Raw genomic sequence first — 12,894 nt, 5'->3', positions numbered from 1 at the left:
GTTATGCGTAAGCCGACCGGCAAGACGATGACAGTAACGCTCCTCGCCGCAGGTGCGGTCGCACTCGGCGGCGCGGGCAGCGCACTGGCGGCGGGTGGCGAGAGCCCTGCTGACACACAGGACAATAAGCAGAGCTCCCACGGCAGCTCAGCATCCGTACCGTCGGACGCGAAGCTGTCGGGTCCGGTTGCGATCAAGAAACTCCCGGGCGGCGGCATCGCCGTCAAGAAGGTCGACCGCGACGACGCCGAGGCGGGCACCGAAGGCAAGCCGGCCGAGCCGCAGAAGGGCACGCCGACCGAGCTCCCCGACCGCGGCGACACCAGTGTCACGACCGGGTCGGCCGAGTAGAGCGGGAAGTCGCAGTAGGACGAAGGCGGCGCGGGAGGGCATCCGGGGGTGCCCTCCCGCACGCCGGATTCCGCACGCCGGACGAGGCCGGCGAGGATTCGTGGCGCCGGGTGCTCACGTTCTTCGGCAAGCATCTGCGCTGAGACGGGGAACTCCGGCGGCGGAGTCGGTCACGCACTCGCACGGCCACACGTCGTCGGGGCGGCGGTCGGCGACCGGCGGGTGCGACACGGTGTCCCCGGAACGCGCAACACGGGCCCACGAAGGCAGGGCACGCGCGGAGGGGTCAGCGGGGGCGCTTCGGCTTGCCCGGCTTCCAGACGACCACGGCGTTCTGTTTCCGGAACGGCACCAGGTCCTTGCGGTACGACGCGTGCACGGCGGCCGCCGCCTGCTCGGCCGCCGCATACGCCGACGACAGTTCCTCAGCCAGCTCGGTCACGCGGAACTGCAACGCCTCGACCTGGTTCTCCAGCTCGATGATCCGCTTGATGCCCGCGAGGTTGACGCCCTCGTCCTGCGACAGCCGCTGCACCTCGCGCAGCTGGGCGATGTCCCGCATGGAGTAGCGCCTGCCGCCGCCGGTCGTACGGCCGGGCGAGACGAGGCCCATCCGGTCGTACGACCGCAGTGTCTGTGCATGCAGGCCCGACAGCTGCGCCGCCACGGAGATCACGAAGACCGGCGTGTCCTCGTCCGCACCGTGCGGCATCCCGAATCCCGGCGAACCTGGACCGAACATCACTCACCTCTGTCGCGCAACAGCGCAGTGATCTCGGGTCGCGGATCGTGCTTTGCGACCGCATCGGCGTACTTCTCGAGGGCTGCCTTCGCATCGTCGTCGATCTTGGACGGCACGACGACCTGCAGCGTAACGAGGAGATCGCCCTGCGAACCATCCCGTTTGGTGATTCCCTTGCCACGCACCCGCAGCACACGCCCGCTCGCCGTGCCCGCGGGCACGCGCACGGACACCTTCGCCTCGAGCGTCGGCACGGTCAGGGTCGTGCCGAGCGCCAGTTCGGTGAATTCGACGGGGAGCGTGATCGTCAGGTCGTTGCCGGACCGGCCGAACACGTCGTCGGCATTGACGTGCACCCGCACGAACAGATCGCCCGCGGACGCACCGCCCTTGCCGGGCTCGCCCTGACCCGCGAGGCGGATCTTCTGGCCGTCGTCGACACCCGGCGGAATCCGCACCGTGAGCGTGCGCGTCCGCGTGGACACGCCCTCACCGGCGCACTCCGGGCACGGGTCGTCGATCTTCTGACCGCTGCCACGGCAGTCCGGGCACGGCTCCGAGAACGCGAACGCCCCTTGGTTGCGGTTGACGAGCCCGGCGCCCGAACACGTCGGACAGGCCCGCGGCGACGTACCGGGCCGTGCACCGTTGCCGCCGCACGTACCGCACGTCGCGGGACTCGACAGCCGCAACGGCAGGGTCGCGCCCTTCACCGCCTCGGCGAAGTCGATCCGCACATCGGTTTCGACATCGCTGCCGCGCTGACCACGCTGACCGGCACCGCCGGCACCACCGGCACCGCCACGGCGTCCGAACAGGTTGCCGAGCATGTCGCCAAGCCCGCCGAACCCGCCGGCACCGGCACCGCCACCGGGACCGCCGCCGGCACCACCGCCCTGGCCGAAGATGTCACCGAGGTCGAACCCGCCGGCACCACCGGCACCGGGACCGCCGGCCCCGCCACCGGGGAAGCCGCCGAAACCGCCACCCGTACGGCCGGAGCCGAACAGCGTGCGAGCCTCGTCGTACTCCTTGCGCTTGTCCGGATCGGACAACACGCCGTAGGCCTCCGAGACGGCCTTGAACTTCTTCTCAGCCTCGGCGTTGCCGGGGTTGGCGTCGGGGTGGTTCTCCCGTGCCAGCTTCCGGTACGCCTTCTTGATCTCGTCCGTGGAAGCGTCGGAGGAGACGCCCAGCTCACGGTAGAAGTCCTTGTCGAGCCACTCCCGAGCGCTCATCGGGCGTCTCCTCCTTTCCGCTTGTTGTCAGTTCCGCTGCTCATCGCTGTCGACGGGCAGTTCGCCTTCGACCGGCGGGTCGATCGGCGCCTCCGCATTCAGCGCCTCCGCATTCGCGACCGGATCACCCGGGGCCGGAGCACCCGGGTCGGCGGGACCGGCGTCAACGGGTGCGTCGCCGGGCTCATGATCGGTCACGGCCACGAGTGCCGCCCGCAGCACGCGGTCGCCGAACCGGTATCCGCGCCGCAGCACGGTGGTCACGGTCGGACCGGACACCTCAGGGGACGTGTCGTGCTGCACCGCTTCGTGCACGCTCGGGTCGAACTCGTCACCCTCGGCGCCGAACGGCTCGAGACCGGACTTCTCCAGCGCCTCGACCAGCTTGTCGGCCACCGATTTGAACGCACCGGTCAGGTCGCCGTGCTGGGCGGCGCGCTCGACGTCGTCCAGCAGCGGCAGCAGGTCGCCAGCCAGCGAGGCCTTGCCGGAGGCCGCGAGCTGCTCACGTTCCTTGTCGGCACGCCTGCGGTAGTTGGCGTACTCGGCCTGGAGACGCTGCAGGTCCGCGGTGCGTTCCTCCAGCTGCTTGGCCAGGTCCGGCTGGGCGTCGGCCGCGGCCTCCCCGGCCTCCCCGGCCTCCCCGGCCTCGTCCGCCGACCCGCCGACCTCCGTGCCCGCGAGCTCACCCGCGGGCACCTCGACCGCTTCGCCGTCCTCGGGAGCGCGCAGGTCACCCGATTCCGGATCGACCTTGCGACGGTCCCGCACGACGACCGGTTCCTCTTCCTGGACTTCGGTCTCGTCCCGTTCGGTCACTTCTTGTCGTCCTCGTCGACGACCTCGGCGTCCATGACGTCGTCATCGGCCTTGGCGGACCCGGCGTCGGCACCGGCGCCCGCGGCGCCCGCGGCACCCGCATCGGCACCGGCCGCACCCTCGGCGTCCGCGTTGGCGTACAGCGCCTGGCCGAGCTCCTGCGACACCGTGTTCAGCGTCTCGACGGACTCCTTGACCTTGGCGATGTCGTCGCCCTTGAGCGCCTCGTTGGTGTCGTCGATCGCCGTCTTGACCTTGGTCTTGAGCTCGTCCGGCAACTTGTCCTCGTTGTCGGTCACGAACTTCTCGGTCTGGTAGGACAGCGTCTCCGCCTGGTTGCGGGTCTCGGCCTCCTCGCGCCGCCGCTGGTCCTCCTCGGCGTGCGCCTCGGCGTCCTTGACCATCTGGTCGATGTCCTCCTGCGGCAGCGCGGAGCCGCCCGTGATGGTCATCGACTGTTCCTTGTTGGTGCCCAGGTCCTTCGCCGTGACGTGCACGATGCCGTTGGCGTCGATGTCGAACGAGACCTCGATCTGCGGCACGCCGCGCGGCGCAGGGGGCAGGCCCGTCAGCTCGAACATGCCGAGCTTCTTGTTGTGCGCGGCGATCTCGCGCTCCCCCTGGAACACCTGGATCTGCACCGACGGCTGGTTGTCGTCCGCCGTCGAGAAGATCTCGCTGCGCTTGGTCGGGATCGTCGTGTTGCGCTCGATGAGCTTGGTGAACACGCCACCCTTGGTCTCGATGCCCAGCGACAGCGGCGTGACGTCCAGCAGCAGGACGTCCTTGACCTCACCCTTGAGCACACCGGCCTGCAGACCGGCGCCGACGGCGACGACCTCGTCCGGGTTGACGCCCTTGTTCGGCTCCTTGCCGCCGGTCAGCTCCGTGACCAGCTCGGTCACGGCCGGCATCCGGGTGGAACCGCCGACCAGCACCACGTGGTCGATCTCGCCGACCGAGATGCCCGCGTCGCGCACCACGTTGTTGAACGGCTTGCGCGCACGCTCGAGCAGGTCGGAGGTGATGCGCTGGAACTCGGCGCGCGAGAGCGTCTCGTCGAGGAACAGCGGGTTCTTGTCCGCGTCAACCGTGATGTACGGCAGGTTGATGCTGGCGGTCGACGAGCTGGAGAGCTCGATCTTCGCCTTCTCCGCGGCCTCCTTGATGCGCTGGAGCGCCATGCGGTCCTTGGTCAGGTCGATGCCGTTGGACGCCTTGAACTTGTCGACCAGCCAGTCGACGATGCGCTCGTCCCAGTCGTCACCACCGAGGTGGTTGTCACCACTGGTGGCACGGACCTCGACGACACCTTCGCCGATCTCGAGCAGCGAGACGTCGAACGTGCCGCCACCGAGGTCGAAGACCAGGATGGTCTGTTCCTTCTCGCCCTTGTCGAGGCCGTAGGCCAGCGCGGCCGCGGTCGGCTCGTTGACGATGCGCAGGACGTTCAGGCCTGCGATCTGGCCGGCCTCCTTCGTGGCCTGGCGCTGGGCGTCCTCGAAGTACGCCGGGACGGTGATGACCGCGTCGGTCACGTCGTCACCCAGGTAGGACTCGGCGTCGCGCTTGAGCTTCATCAGCACGCGCGCGCTGATCTCCTGGGCGGTGTAAGCCTTGTCGTCGACCTCGGTGCTCCAGTCCGAGCCCATGTGCCGCTTGACCGACCGGATCGTCCTGTCGACGTTGGTGACGGCCTGGTTCTTGGCGGGCTGACCCGTGAGCACTTCGCCGTTCTTGGCGAAGGCGACGGTGGACGGAGTGGTACGCGCCCCTTCCGAGTTGGCGATGACGTTCGGCTCACCGCCCTCGAGCACGGAAACGACCGAGTTCGTCGTACCAAGGTCGATGCCGACCGCTCGCGCCATGTGTCTTTCCCTCCTACTGATCCTGTGGACGCCCCGCCGACCCGGCTGACCGGGTGACACGGTGGATTACCGATACCTGAGCGGGGCTCACTCAAGTTATAACGCTACCGGTCGTGCTACGTCAAATCAGACTTGAGTTCTTCTTGCTCAACCTTTCTGCCAGCACAACGTCCGACCTGCGATGTTTGTTCCCGGAGTCGGCCACGACCACCGAGGACACCATCGATGACAGAGCCGTGGTCGCGTCCCCGGCGGTAGTACTCGACCGAGGCACGGACCGAGGCACGGACCGGTGCGGGTCGCGGTGCGAATCCGCCGGCGATCCCGGCGCAGGTACGGCGACCCCGGCGCAGGTGCAGCGATCCGGGCACAGGTGCAGCGATCCGAGCGAGCTGCGGCCCGGTCTAACGGCGACGGACGGTGACGTCCCCGCTGCCCGTATCCAGCGACAGCGTGTGCTGGGCGTCGGGGGACGTGTCGACACCGATCTCCCGGGACCCGCTGCCGCTGTCGCCTTCGAGCCGGTATCCGCCGCGCGGAACCATGACCGAGATGTCGCCACTGCCCGTCGACGCCGTGACGCTCGCGGGCCGCGCGAGGGCGAGATCGATCCCGCCCGACCCGGTCTCGGCCCGAACCGGCCCGTCCAGCCCGCGGCCGATGATCCCACCGGAACCCACATCGACGGTCACGGCGCCGCCGATGCTCGTGAGCTCGGACTCTCCCGAACCGGCGTCCAGCCGCGCATCGCCCTCGACGTCCGAAACGCGCGCGTCACCCGAGCCCACCTCGACGTCGAGCGACTCGGCGCCGCTGATCTCCAGGTCGCCGGAACCGATCTCGCCCGAGACCGCCACCCCGCGCGGCACGACGATCTCGTACGAGGTCGTGCACCACATGCCGCAGTCGGGCAACGTCAGCACGTCGTCACGGTGCTCGAACGCCGGATCGCCGCCGCCCCACCGGTAGGTCTTCGTCTCGGTCACGGTCGCGGCCTCGACGTCACCGGCACGGATGGTCACGTTGCCCGGCCCCTTGTCGAGCTCGATACGTCCCACGCCGGCCACCGACTCCCGGTGCGTCACGCTCGACTCGTCGAAGATCCCGAACGCGACCGCCGCCCCCGCACCGACGAACACCAGTCCGCCGATCGCCAGTACCGGACGCTGAACTCGCGGAGCTCGCATGGGCCGTCGCTTCCCCCTATGTCGTGGTTGTCGGAACAGTAGGCGGGCACGGACCATCAGCACTAGTGGGGCCTGCCCCCATATGACCCTGATTCCGGCAGCCGGGACCGCCCTGATGCCGGCCACCCGGCCCACCCGGCCGCCCGGCCGTCGAGTGCCACGCGGGCGCGGCGCCCATGCCGACGCGCCGCACACGGCTGCCTACGCTGGGGACGGGCCGCGGGACGCAGGGAGCGGAACGCGGCCGGCAGCCCCGCACAGTGCCGCCCGACCCACGAGGAGCGTGAGATGGCCGACGCGCCGTTCGACTTCAACCCCTACGATTTCCTGCCGCAAGTGCCGAGCTTCGACGTGCGCAGCGACGACGTGACCGACGGCGAGGCCCTGCCGACGCCGCAGCTGTCCGGCCTGTTCGGCGCGGGCGGTGAGGACACCTCGCCGCACCTGACGTGGTCCGGCTTCCCCGACGGCACCAAGAGCTTCGCCGTGACCTGCTACGACCCCGACGCACCCACGGTCAGCGGCTTCTGGCACTGGGCCGTGTTCGACATCCCGGCCTCGGTCACGGAGCTGCCCACCGGTGCGGGCGATCCGAACGGCGCGAACCTGCCCGCAGGCGTCAAGATGCTCACCACCGACGGCGGCGTCCGCCAGTACCTCGGCGCCGCGCCGCCGCCCGGGCACGGGCCGCACCGCTACATCTTCGTGGTGCACGCACTGGACGTCGAGCCGCTCAACATCCCCGACGAGGCCCGGCCCGCGTTCCTGTCGTTCAACATGTTCGGCCACACCCTGGGCCGCGCCACCCTGACCGCCGTTCACGAGAACAAGGGCTGACACCGCCGGCGCGGACGGTCGCCGTCGGCACCGGTGCCGACGGCGACCGTCCGCGGGCCCGAGTGCAGAACACGCGGGTCATCTCGGGTTGAGCAGGTAGTCGACCACGGGGCGGAGTTCCTCCTCGCCGGGCGGTTCGTCGTCGATGAGTCCCTGGATCAGGAGGCCGTCGATACCGGCCAGGAACACGCGGAAGGCGACCTCGTCGTCGTGCCGCACCATCGACGTCAGCACATCGAGCCACCGCCGCGCCGCAGGTCGCAGCTCGGGTTTGCGTGCGGCCAGCAGGTACAGCTCGTACTCGGCCATCGTTCGCCCGCGTTTCGGTCCGAGCGCCTCGGCCAGCAGTTTCGCGATCTCCTCGGCGCCGCGGCCGCGCCCGTGCGAACGCGCGCGATCGATCATCCAGTACACCTCGGTGGCCATGTCCCGCGCGCAGTCGATCAGCGTGGCGACGAGCAGGTCGTCGAGGGTGGCGAAGTGGTAGGTCGTCGACGTCGTCGGGATCCCCGCCTCCGTGGCCACCGTGCGGTGCGTGACCCCGGCGACGCCGTCGCGTTCGATCACGCGAAGAGTAGCCTCGATGATCTCGGTACGTCGCTTCTCGCCGCGCGCCTTGCGGCCGTCGGCCTGCCGCTTCACGATGCGCGGCCCGTTTCGAGCAGGGCGACGCCGCCCATGACCAGTACCAGCCCGGCGATCATGGTGAGATTCATCGGCTCATCGAGGAAGGCCGAGCCGATGAGCGCCACGAGCGCCACGCCCGCAGCCGCCCAGATCGCGTAAGCCACCCCGACCGGCATACCGTGTTTCAACGCCTGCCCCAACAGCACGAACGCCGTGCCGTACCCGACGACCACGACGATCGACGGCAGCAGCCTGGAGAAACCCTCCGACAACTTCAAGGACACGGTGCCGGCGACCTCGGCCACGATCGCTCCGGCTATCAACAGATATGCACCCACGGGCGTCAAGATACCTGAACATTCGTCCCACTATTGGCGAGGTTTCTGCCACATCAGTGGGACTTGGGCGTCTCTTATCCATTACTCCTCAGTAGGACGAGAACGAGGAAGAGATACCCTCCCGACACCCACCACGAAGACCGAACCGAAAGGCCCGATCATGGGTGCATTGCAGATCACGCTCGGCGTGATCGGCGTTGCCGTCAGCATTGCCGCTTGGGGTGTGTTCGTCGCCGCCGTCATCCGGCAGGTGCGCATCATCCGACTCGGGCAGCCGGACGGCACGCGCTACGGACCGTTCGTCCCGCGGATGAAGACGCTGATCAAGGAGTTCGCCGCCCACACGCGGATGAACAAGTTCCGGCGCGTCGGGCCATGGCACTGGCTCGTGATGTGGGGCTTCCTGCTGGGCTCGCTCGCACTGTTCGAGGCCTACGGCGAGATCTTCGACCCGCACTTCGCGTGGCCGATCATCGGCCACTGGGCGCCGTGGCAGCTGCTGCTCGAACTGCTCGGCATCGGCACCGTGGCCGGTGGTGTCGCGCTGGCGATCATCCGCCAGGCCAACCACCCGCGCCGCGCCGACCGGCAGTCCCGGTTCCAGGGTTCGAACTTCGCCGCCGCCTACTTCGTCGAGGCCGTGGTGATCATCGAGGGCATCGGCATCCTCGGTGTCAAGACGTTCAAGATCTCCAGTGGCATCGAGGACCCGGCCCTGTGGTCGAGCTTCCTCACGCAGCCGCTCGCGCAGATCCTGCCGGCCAGCACCGCAGCCGTGTCGATCATGGCGCTGGGCAAGCTGCTCTCCGGCATGCTCTGGCTGGCCGTCGTCAGCCGGTACCTGACGATGGGTGTCGCCTGGCACCGGTTCAGCGCCTTCTTCAACATCTACTTCAAGCGTGAGGACGACGGCGGCGTCGCACTCGGCGCGCTCAAGCCGATGATGAGCGGCGGCAAACCGCTCGACTTCGAAGAGGCCGACCCGGAGCAGGACGTCTTCGGTGCGGGCCAGGTCGAGGACTTCAGCTGGAAGGGCTGGCTCGACTTCTCGACCTGCACCGAGTGCGGTCGCTGCCAGTCGCAGTGCCCGGCCTGGAACACGGGCAAGCCGCTGTCGCCGAAGATGCTGATCACTCAGCTCCGCGACCACGCCTACGCCAAGGCGCCCTACCTGATGGAGGGCGGCAAGAAGGACATGGCGGGCGACGAGATCGGCCTGACCGGTGACGACCCGCACGCCGGCATCGACGTGCTGGCGCTGGCCGAGTCCGAGCGTGCGCTGATCGGCGACGCCGAGGCGAACGGCGTCATCGACCCGGACATGCTGTGGTCGTGCACCAACTGCGGCGCGTGCGTCGAGCAGTGCCCCGTCGACATCGAGCACGTCGACCACATCGTCGACATGCGCCGGTACCAGGTGATGATCGAGTCGGACTTCCCGACCGAGCTGAACTCGCTGTTCAAGAACCTGGAGAACAAGGGCAACCCGTGGGGTCAGAACGCCAAGGACCGTATGGCCTGGGCCGAGGACCTCGACTTCGAGGTGCCGGTGTTCGACGGTGAGTTCGGTGACGCCGAGTACCTGTTCTGGGTCGGCTGCGCCGGTGCGTTCGAGGACCGTGCGAAGAAGACCACGCGTGCGGTGGCCGAGCTGCTGCACCTGGCCGACGTCAAGTACACGGTGCTCGGGCCGGAGGAGACGTGCACCGGTGACCCGGCTCGCCGCGCGGGCAACGAGTTCGTGTTCCAGATGCTCGCGCAGCAGAACGTCGAGGTGCTGAACTCGGTGTTCGAGGATGTCGAACCCGCCAAGCGCAAGATCGTCGTCACGTGTGCGCACTGCTTCAACACGCTGGCCAACGAGTACCCGGACCTCGGCGGCAACTACGAGGTCGTGCACCACACGCAGCTGCTCAACCGGCTCGTGCGGGAGAAGCGGCTGACGCCGATGGCGCCGGTCGCGCAGGACATCACCTACCACGACCCGTGCTTCCTCGGCCGCCACAACCAGGTGTACGAGGCGCCGCGTGAGCTCGCCGACGCCGCGGGCGCGAATCTGCGCGAGATGCCGCGGCACGGTGACCGGTCCATGTGCTGCGGTGCCGGTGGTGCTCGCATGTGGATGGAGGAGCAGATCGGCAAGCGGATCAACGTCGAGCGTGTCGACGAAGCGCTCGGCACCGCTCCGTCGAAGATCGCGACGGGCTGCCCGTTCTGCCGCGTGATGCTCAACGACGGTGTCACCTCGCGCCAGAGCGACGGAACGGCGAGCGAGGACCTCGAGGTCCTCGACGTGTCGCAGCTGTTGCTGTCCGCGGTCAAACGGGACGGTGACAACGAACCGGCCGCCGCGGATTCGGAACCGGAACCCGCGGAGTCCTGACCGGAACGTGACAGAAGAGGGGCCGGCGGTTCGTCGAACCGCCGGCCCCTTTCGTGTCGGCTGTCAGGCGTGTCCGAGCCGCAGCAGGACGGACTCGCCGGGCGCGTCGTCGAGACCGTCGTTGTCGACGGCGCCCACGAGGCGGCCGTCTGCGGTCACCGCGAGGCCTTCCGGTTTGTCGGCCACGACGCCGCCACCCGCTTCGAGCGCGGGCAGCAGATCCTGCGAGAACCGCTTGTGCAGCACCGGTTTCGGCTCGCCCGCGGGCACGGGGGAGACGGTCGAGACGTCGACCTCGTAGAGCTTCTTGGTCCGTGCGTTCGCGCCCCGCTGGTTGTCCCGTTCGAGCACGAGCAGCCGCCCGTCGCCGAGCGGGGTCAGCTCGGACACACCGATCCAGCCGCTGGCCGGCGCAGCGTCGAGCGGGTAGGCCGCGAACGCCCACCTCCCGGTCGCGGGCGTGTAGCGGGCGAGCGTGGTCCGCCCCTGCTCGTTGTCGGCCCACTCGCGCTGCACGGCGACCCACACGTGCTCACCGGACACGGCCACGCCTTCGAAGCCGTGCTTCTCGGCTCCGTCGGCGATCTCGCCGGGAAGCGCGATCTCGCGGCGCACCTCACCGCCGGAATCGACGTCGACGAGCAGGTTTCGGATGCCCTCGGCCGGCTTGCCCTCGGTCGCGAGCCAGTAACCGCCGTCGGCGCGGGCGGCGATGCCCTCGGCGTCGTAGGTGGCAGGCTCGCCGTCGCGCGTGACGGGCAGCTCGCCCGTCACGCGGGCCGGGTGCGAGGCGGTGTCGACGGTGAGCACGCGGCTCGGCGTGTACGCGTCGTCGGTGACGGCCACGACCTCGCCCGGATCGCGGGGCGCTCCTGACTTGCCGGGCACTCCTGACTTGCCGGGCATTCCTGGCTTGCCGGGCATTCCTGGCTTGCCGGGCACTCCTGGCTTGCCGGGTACTCCTGGCTTGCCGGGTACTCCTGGCTTGCCGGGCACTCCTGGCTTGCGGGGAACTGCGGAAAGCCCGGACAGCGCACCGAATCCGATGCCGTCGGAGACGATCGACGGCGTGCCCTCGTTGTGCTTGAGCGACGCCGCAAGCGGCTTGCGCGTCAGCTGGTACCGGCTGAGCGAGGAACGCACGCCGTCCTCGGCGTCATCCTCCTCGGCGGAGACGACGAGCCCGCCGCGTTGCGGCACGGGCAGCACGCCCTCGGGTGCGACGCCGGTGGGCAGTCCCTGCACCAGCTGCGGCCGCCGCGGATCGTCCACGTTGTACACGGCGACGAGGTTGGCGCGTTCGAGCGCGACGAACGCGTAGCGGTGCTTGCCGTATGTGGCGACCGCCAGTCCCTCCGGTTCGACGCCCTTGTTCTCCGCGCGGTGCTCCGGGTACTGGCCGTACGAGATGGCGAGTTCCTCCAACTCGACGCCCGAGCTGTACACGACGTCACCGGTGCGGGCGTCGAACGCGGTCCACGTGCGGGTGCCGCCCTCGTAGTCGCCTTCGTCGGCGGTCGCGAGGGTGTCGTCGTCGAGCCAGCCGACCGAGTCGGGCTCGCGCGGCCCCTCGACCGTGCCGTCGCGCTCGATCGTGCCGTCCTCGGTGGTGTCGACGCCGCGGACCGTCGCCGTGCCGGCGCTGAAGTCGCTGCGCACGTCGCCGCTGACGAGGTCGACGACCGCGATGTGGTTGTTCTCCTGCAGCGTCACGGCGACCTCGCCGCGCGCGTTGATCGAGACGTACTCGGGTTCGGGGTCGCTCGGTGCCACGTCGGCGAGCCCGGTCAGGTCGGTCTTGCGCACTTGCCAGTCCGCGGGTGCACCGTCGAGGTCGACGATGTCGAGGAACCCGGCAGGCTGCTGCGGGATCGCACCGTCATCGAGGTCCTCGTCGCGCTCGTTCTCGATGGCCACGGCAGCGTGCCGGCCGTCGGAGGAGATGTCGATCGCGTCGGGCTGGCCGCCGAGGTCGTGGCTCGCGACGACGGACCGTGCGTCGATGTCGACGACCTCGAGCACACCCGACGGCTCGGTATAGCTCGCCGAGGTGTTCACGGCGACGAGCGCCAGCCCGCCGACGACGTCGACGGACGTGGGCTCGCCCGGTAGGTCGAGGGTTCCCGCGGGCTCGACGGAGCTGCGCCGCACGAGATTCGCGAAGCCGATGCGCTCGGCGGGTGAGTCGGTGTATACGACCGTGCGGCCGTCCGGGGTCACCGCCGAGATCTCGGCCGCGGTTTCCTGGTCGGGCGAGGAGTTCTCGTACACGGGCATCGTCGCCGTGCGCACGAAGTGTTCGCCGGGGTGGGAGGGCACGCTCGCCGTCGCTGTCGGCGCCAGGACGGCTGTCAGCGCGACGGTCGCCGCGCAGGCGAGGAATCGGTTTCTGTTTCGCACCCGAGTTTTGTAGCCCGTTCGGGTGTTATCGGACTGAACGCGACACGAACGCCGCATACCGATGCCTGTGACCGCGAGCCGGGCGCCCGGTGCGCCATCGGCCG

Annotated in this window: 11 protein-coding genes; 3 read left to right on the top strand and 8 right to left on the bottom strand. The window is 69.3% G+C overall.

Annotation, left to right across the window (positions count from 1 at the left end; genetic code table 11):
• The first annotated feature begins 3 nt into the window (after positions 1–3).
• A complete protein-coding gene (locus LY41_RS13605; RefSeq protein WP_253864366.1) occupies positions 4–351 on the top strand; it encodes a hypothetical protein in 348 nt (115 codons plus the stop codon).
• A gap of 286 nt (positions 352–637) precedes the next feature.
• On the opposite strand, the gene LY41_RS13600 is transcribed toward LY41_RS13605, so the two are convergent.
• The 5 genes from LY41_RS13600 to LY41_RS13580 all read right to left on the bottom strand — a co-directional run bounded on the left by LY41_RS13600 (position 638) and on the right by LY41_RS13580 (position 6,205).
• Positions 638–1,093 (bottom strand): heat shock protein transcriptional repressor HspR, encoded by a 456-nt coding sequence (locus LY41_RS13600; protein ID WP_301297056.1) that lies wholly within the window; start codon positions 1,091–1,093, stop codon positions 638–640.
• Positions 1,093–2,331 carry a molecular chaperone DnaJ gene (dnaJ, locus tag LY41_RS13595; protein WP_253864365.1) on the bottom strand — a complete coding sequence of 413 codons (1,239 nt, stop codon included), beginning with the start codon at positions 2,329–2,331 and terminating at the stop codon, positions 1,093–1,095. Before dnaJ ends, LY41_RS13600 begins: the two co-directional genes overlap by 1 nt.
• Positions 2,332–2,358: 27 nt before the next feature.
• A complete protein-coding gene (gene grpE, locus LY41_RS13590) occupies positions 2,359–3,150 on the bottom strand; it encodes a nucleotide exchange factor GrpE (RefSeq protein WP_253864364.1) in 792 nt (263 codons plus the stop codon).
• Entirely contained in the window at positions 3,147–5,018 is a 1,872-nt protein-coding gene (dnaK, locus tag LY41_RS13585; protein ID WP_253864363.1) for a molecular chaperone DnaK, read from the bottom strand. Before dnaK ends, grpE begins: the two co-directional genes overlap by 4 nt.
• Positions 5,019–5,422: 404 nt before the next feature.
• Positions 5,423–6,205 (bottom strand): DUF4097 family beta strand repeat-containing protein, encoded by a 783-nt coding sequence (locus LY41_RS13580; protein WP_253864362.1) that lies wholly within the window; start codon positions 6,203–6,205, stop codon positions 5,423–5,425.
• Between the two features lie 288 nt (positions 6,206–6,493).
• On the opposite strand from LY41_RS13580, the gene LY41_RS13575 reads away from it, so the two are divergent.
• Positions 6,494–7,042, top strand: a complete 549-nt coding sequence (locus LY41_RS13575) for a YbhB/YbcL family Raf kinase inhibitor-like protein (protein ID WP_253864361.1) — start codon at positions 6,494–6,496, stop codon at positions 7,040–7,042.
• 78 nt (positions 7,043–7,120) lie between these two features.
• Here LY41_RS13575 and LY41_RS13570 read toward each other — a convergent pair whose 3' ends face one another.
• Together LY41_RS13570 and LY41_RS13565 are read right to left on the bottom strand one after the other, a co-directional pair.
• Positions 7,121–7,684, bottom strand: a complete 564-nt coding sequence (locus LY41_RS13570) for a TetR/AcrR family transcriptional regulator (RefSeq protein ID WP_253864360.1) — start codon at positions 7,682–7,684, stop codon at positions 7,121–7,123.
• Complete coding sequence (locus LY41_RS13565) at positions 7,681–8,007, bottom strand: DMT family transporter (RefSeq protein ID WP_253864359.1); 327 nt, start codon at positions 8,005–8,007, stop codon at positions 7,681–7,683. The genes LY41_RS13570 and LY41_RS13565 overlap by 4 nt, the downstream gene beginning before the upstream one ends.
• A 160-nt stretch (positions 8,008–8,167) precedes the next feature.
• Between LY41_RS13565 and LY41_RS13560 the strand changes: the two genes are divergently transcribed.
• Complete coding sequence (locus tag LY41_RS13560) at positions 8,168–10,390, top strand: (Fe-S)-binding protein (RefSeq protein ID WP_253864358.1); 2,223 nt, start codon at positions 8,168–8,170, stop codon at positions 10,388–10,390.
• A 63-nt stretch (positions 10,391–10,453) separates the two neighbouring features.
• On the opposite strand, the gene LY41_RS23885 is transcribed toward LY41_RS13560, so the two are convergent.
• Positions 10,454–12,790, bottom strand: coding sequence for an esterase-like activity of phytase family protein (locus LY41_RS23885; protein WP_253864357.1), 2,337 nt, complete (start codon positions 12,788–12,790; stop codon positions 10,454–10,456).
• Between the last annotated feature and the right edge of the window lie 104 nt (positions 12,791–12,894).

Source organism: Prauserella halophila (assembly GCF_024171895.1).
Lineage (GTDB): Bacteria > Actinomycetota > Actinomycetes > Mycobacteriales > Pseudonocardiaceae > Prauserella > Prauserella halophila.
This window is presented reverse-complemented; position numbering and strand designations above follow the sequence as displayed.